The organism is Streptomyces flavofungini, assembly GCF_041028215.1.
Classification (GTDB): domain Bacteria; phylum Actinomycetota; class Actinomycetes; order Streptomycetales; family Streptomycetaceae; genus Streptomyces; species Streptomyces flavofungini_B.
In genome coordinates this window covers 1-4,569 of sequence record NZ_JASKYR010000635.1, presented here as the reverse complement: position 1 = coordinate 4,569, position 4,569 = coordinate 1, and the positions used below count along the sequence as shown (strand labels likewise).

Genomic DNA, 4,569 nt, shown 5'->3' with positions numbered 1-4,569 from the left:
ACGCCGACCAGATCACCGGCGGCCCCCCCCCCCCCCCCCCCCCCCCCCCCCCCCCCCCCCCCCCCCCCCCCCCCCCCCCCCCCCCCCCCCCCCCCCCCCCCCCCCCCCCCCCCCCCCCCCCCCCCCCCCCCCCCCCCCCCCCCCGCTCCCCCTCGCCCACGTCCGCGTCGCACCGCCCGGCCCGCCGGGGTTCGCGCCCGCCGCACCGGACGCCGGTGCCGCCGCCGGTGATCTGGTCGGCGTCCTGACCGAGCTGGCACGCCAGCTCGCGCCCTCCTACCGGCGTCCCTTCCCCGTACTCCTGCCCGGTCTGTTCGCCGTGTCGAGCTGGGAGCCGGGGGACGCCGCCGAGCGGGACGCCGTGTGTCTGCGCCTGGCCCGGCTGCTGATCGCCTGCCGGCTGGCCGAGGGGCCCGAGCAGGAGCTGCGCCAGACGTGGGCCGGGGCGGCCGAGGCACGGACGGGGCCCGGGGCGGCGGCCGTCTCCCGCGCCCTGCACGGCGCCTACGCGGAGCGGCACCGGGCGGGGCCCGAGCGGGACTGGTACCGCGGCCGGTTCCCCCGCTTCGACGACGGCACCGACCCCCTTGAGCTGCTCGGCGACTGGTACCACCAGGGCGGCGACTACCGGCGCGCGGTCGAGCGGACGCTGATGGCCGCGCTGCGGCACGATGTCGCGGGCTCCTACGGACGCCTCCAGCGCTGGAACCGCGAACCCTGGCCGCTGGTGCTCCTCGACGACACGCACCTGCCCGCGGGGCGGCGCTTCGTCGACCTGCTCCTCGAACACCGCGCGCAGCGCGAGTCCCCCGAGCGGGAGGAGCTGGTCGTGGTGGCGACCCGGCTGGGCGACGCGCCGTGGAGCGATCCCGGTCCCGTCCGGCGCGAACTGGCGGACCTGACCGCCGCGTCCGGCTGGGAGCGGGTCGGCACCTCGCCGTCGGCGGGCCTGCTGACGGTCCCCCTGACGCCGCTGAGCCGTGACGACGTACTGCCGCTGCTGGCGGCCGGTTCGGCGGGCGCTCCGCTCCACCCCTATCTCGCCTCCGCCCTGCACACCCTGACCGGCGGCCACCCCGCGGCCACGACGACCCTGTGCTCGGCGGTCCGTGCCGCGACCCGGGCGGGCCGCGCCGTCGCCCCGCGCGACCTCCTGGAACTGGACACCGAGGACGGGCGCCCCGTCGGCGAGGCGCTGCTCGAACGACTGCTGCCCGACCGGCGCCAGCGCGACCGGCTCACCCTGCTCGCCCTGGCACGGGACAGCACGGCCGCCGAGGCACTGGCGACGCGGCTGCGCCTCGAAGGGCCCGAGCAACTGCCCGCCAACGCCGTCACCGACTACCTGGAACAGCAGCACTGGCAGCGGCTCACGCCCCCGGGGAGCCCGCTGGTGACCGATCCACTGCTGCGCACGCTCCTCGTCCACGAGGCGCGCAGGCTCTCGCCGGGGCCCGACGACAGCCGCGGCTGGCAGGAGATCCACCGCTTCCTGCAGAACCACCACGCCCAGCGCGGCGAGGAGGGCGAGGCGGACGCCCTGCGGCACCTGCTCGCCGCCGGAGGCGTGGAGACGGTGGTGGCCTCGCTCGCCGAGGAGTTCCAGTCCGAGCGGGACGAGCGGGGCGCGGAGCACTGGCTGCGCTGCCTGCGGTACGCGGCGACCGCGCCGACCCCGCCCGCCCGCGACTGGCGGGACGACCGGCTGCGGACGGCGCTCGGCGCGCACGACGGCCGCTACGCCCACCTCGACGACGTCGAACGCTGCGTCAACCGCCTCGTGCACGCCCTGTGGTACCTCTCGGAGCCGCACACCGAACCGGACGCCGAGACCTGCGCCGCCATCGAGCACGAGCTGGCCTATCTCTCGCTGCGCCACCCTTCCTGGCGCGTCGCGCTCGGCCAGGCGGCCCGCAGGTGGCCCGCCGCGGCCCGCGACAAGCGCCCCTTCCCGATACCAGGACAGTGAGGCAGCATGCTGTTCCGTCGCCATCCCCGCGAGTGGGGACCGATCGAGTGGGCCGGTGTCCTCGGCCTCGCCGTGGTGGCCGGGGTGGTGGCCGTCCTCCTCACCCTCCAGGCGCGGGGCCCCGGCAGGTGCGGTGAGGACCTGGCCGAGCTCGGCGGGGACTGCGTCGGCGTCACCGAGCACGCCTTCGACGCCGACCCGCGCCTGAAGGGCCTGATCGAGGCGATCGCCGACGAGAACGCCCGGGTGCGCGAGGACGCCGAGTCCCCCGCGAACCACGGCGCCAGGATTCCCTACGTACGCGTCGCGCTGATGATGCCCTTCAGCGCGGACGAGTCCAGCGCGATGACCACGGAGATGATCCGCAGGGGGCTCGCCGGGGCGCTCGCCGCCCAGCAGGAGGCCAACAGCGCCAGCGGGCCGCACTACCAGCTCCTCCTCGCCCCCGACGGCCGCAACCTCGACCGGTGGGAGCCCGTCGTCGAGCGGCTCGGTGAACTGGCCGCGGACAAGACGGCCCCGCTGGTCGGGGTGACCGGGATTCCCAGCAGTACGCCCGAGACCCGGGAGACGATCGCCGCGCTCAGCAAGGCCGGCATCCCGACCGTCGGGCCGGTCATCACGGCCGCGGACATGAACGCCGAGCGGTTCTTCAAGACCTCGCCCAACAACGAGCAGTTCGTGGGCGCCCTGAAGCAGTACCTGACGGAGAAGCCGTCGCGGTCGCGGACGAGGGGGTTCCTGGTCTGGGACAACCGCAGCGAGGACGTCTACTCGCAGAATCTGCGCGAGGTATTCGAGAAGGAGTTCGGCCGCGCCTACGGCTTCAAGGGCCACAACTCCAACTTCACCGGCTCGTCCGGCACGGACAAGGGCATCCCGCAGCGGTTCACCGACGCCGCGCAGAAGATCTGTGCGACCCGGGCGGACACCGTCTTCTTCGCCGGGCGCGACCAGGATCTGCCCGCCTTCGTCAAACGCCTGGCCCAGGAGGGCGACTGCGAGCGGAGTGCGCGGCTGCGGCTGCTCAAGGTGGGCATCGGGCTCGAACCGACCCTCACCACCGGCGAGACCACCCGCTGGCTCAAGGAGGCGGGCGCGACGATCGTCGCCGCGTCGTCCGTAGACCCGGCCTGGACGGCGGGGAAGAACGACCCGCCGCCCGCGCTCGGCCGCTTCATGGACCGCTACCGGGCCCTGGACAAGGAGCACGGCTTCGACAAGGACTTCCTCGCCGACGGCTACGCGCTGATGTACCACGACGGGTTCACGCTGCTCGCCGACGCCGTGGACCGTACGTACAGCGAGCTGAACGAGGACCGTCCGGGCGGCGAGGCCGCCGACGGCAAGGGCGGCGACGGCGAGGGCGGTGACGTCCCGTTGCGGCTGACGAAGAACGACGTCTACAACACGCTCATCATCCCGAGCATCACCGCGACCGGGTGCAGCAACTGCCTGCGGGGAGCGGCGGGGGCGTACGGGTTCGAGGGTCCCGGGGTCAATGACCAGTGGGCGGTGTGCAAGCCGGTGCCGGTCGTCGAGTTCCCGGCCGGGCGGCAGGACCGCGATCCGCCGCTGTACCGGACGTTCCGTGGCGCGGGCAAGGGCACCTGCCCGGCCTGAGGGCGGCTAACGGGGTTCCTCGGGTGCGGGGTGCTTCTCGGGTGCCAGGTGCTTCTCGAACCAGTGGTGCGCGTACGGCTCGTCGTTGAAGGCCGGGACCTCACGGTAGCCGTGCGAGTGGTAGAGGCCGATCGCGGCGGTCAGCGCCTTGTTGGTGTCCAGGCGCAGCACGTCGCGGCCGTGCCGGACGGCGTGCTCCTCCAGTGCGGTCAGGAAGCGGCGGGCGAGGCCGAGGCCCCGGGCGCCGGGCGCGATCCACATGCGCTTGATCTCGGCCGGGGCGCCCTCCGGCAGCTTCAGGCCCGCGCAGCCGACGGGCTCGCCCTGCGCGCGGGCGACGAGGAACAGGCCGCGCGGTGGCCGCAGTTCACCCGCGTCCGGCAGCAGACTGCGTCCGGGGTCGAACCCGTTGTCGAAGCTCTCCCGCAGCTCCGTGAAGTAGGCGAGGAGACAGCTCCGGGCGTCGGGGTGACCGGGGTCGACGACGTCCAGCGTGACGGTCGCGGCGGTCAGCAGGCGGTCGACCTCGGCCATGGCGTCGACGAGCCGGGCGCGCCGGACCTCGTCGAGCGGCGCGAGGAGGGCGGCGGCGAGGTCGTCGCTGCGGGCGTCGAGCAGCGCGCGCTCGGCGCGGCCCGCCTCGGTGAGCCGGACGGTGCGCACCCGGCGGTCCTCGGGCAGCGGCTCCACCGTCACCAGGCCGTCGGCCTCCAGCGCGCGCAGCAGGCGGCTCACGTAGCCGGAGTCGAGGCCGAGGCGCTCGCGCAGCCCGCGCACGTCCCGGCCCTCGTCGCCGATCTGCCAGAGCAGCCGGGCCTCGCCCACGGGCCGGTCGCCGCCGAGGTAGCGGTCGTGCAGCACGCCCACGCGTTCGGTGACGGTGCGGTTGAACCGCCGGACCTGCTGGATCTGCGCCTCGCTCATTCTCTGACTCTAGTCAGAGAATGAGCGAGTGGCCCAACGTCCCAGGTCAGGGC

The 4,569-nt window shown here is 74.8% G+C and carries 3 protein-coding genes; 2 read left to right on the top strand and 1 reads right to left on the bottom strand.

Going from position 1 to position 4,569, the window contains the following annotated elements; all coding sequences use genetic code 11:
- Positions 1-319 precede the first annotated feature (319 nt).
- Together AB8Z36_RS31470 and AB8Z36_RS31465 are read left to right on the top strand one after the other, a co-directional pair.
- The gene (locus tag AB8Z36_RS31470; RefSeq protein ID WP_369216796.1) at positions 320-1,969 is read left to right on the top strand and encodes an ATP-binding protein; all 1,650 of its coding nucleotides are present in this window, start codon (positions 320-322) and stop codon (positions 1,967-1,969) included.
- Between the two features lie 6 nt (positions 1,970-1,975).
- Positions 1,976-3,592: a hypothetical protein gene (locus AB8Z36_RS31465; RefSeq protein ID WP_369216795.1), complete on the top strand. Its 1,617-nt coding sequence runs from the start codon at positions 1,976-1,978 to the stop codon at positions 3,590-3,592.
- 6 nt (positions 3,593-3,598) lie between these two features.
- On the opposite strand, the gene AB8Z36_RS31460 is transcribed toward AB8Z36_RS31465, so the two are convergent.
- Positions 3,599-4,516, bottom strand: a complete 918-nt coding sequence (locus AB8Z36_RS31460; protein ID WP_369216794.1) for a GNAT family N-acetyltransferase — start codon at positions 4,514-4,516, stop codon at positions 3,599-3,601.
- Positions 4,517-4,569: the final 53 nt, after the last annotated feature.

Bases quoted from the DNA above. Each gene is read 5' to 3' on its own strand.
- AB8Z36_RS31465 (WP_369216795.1), top strand. From the start codon at position 1,976: ATGCTGTTCCGTCGCCATCCCCGCGAGTGGGGACCGATCGAGTGGGCC.
- AB8Z36_RS31460 (WP_369216794.1), bottom strand. From the start codon at position 4,516: ATGAGCGAGGCGCAGATCCAGCAGGTCCGGCGGTTCAACCGCACCGTC.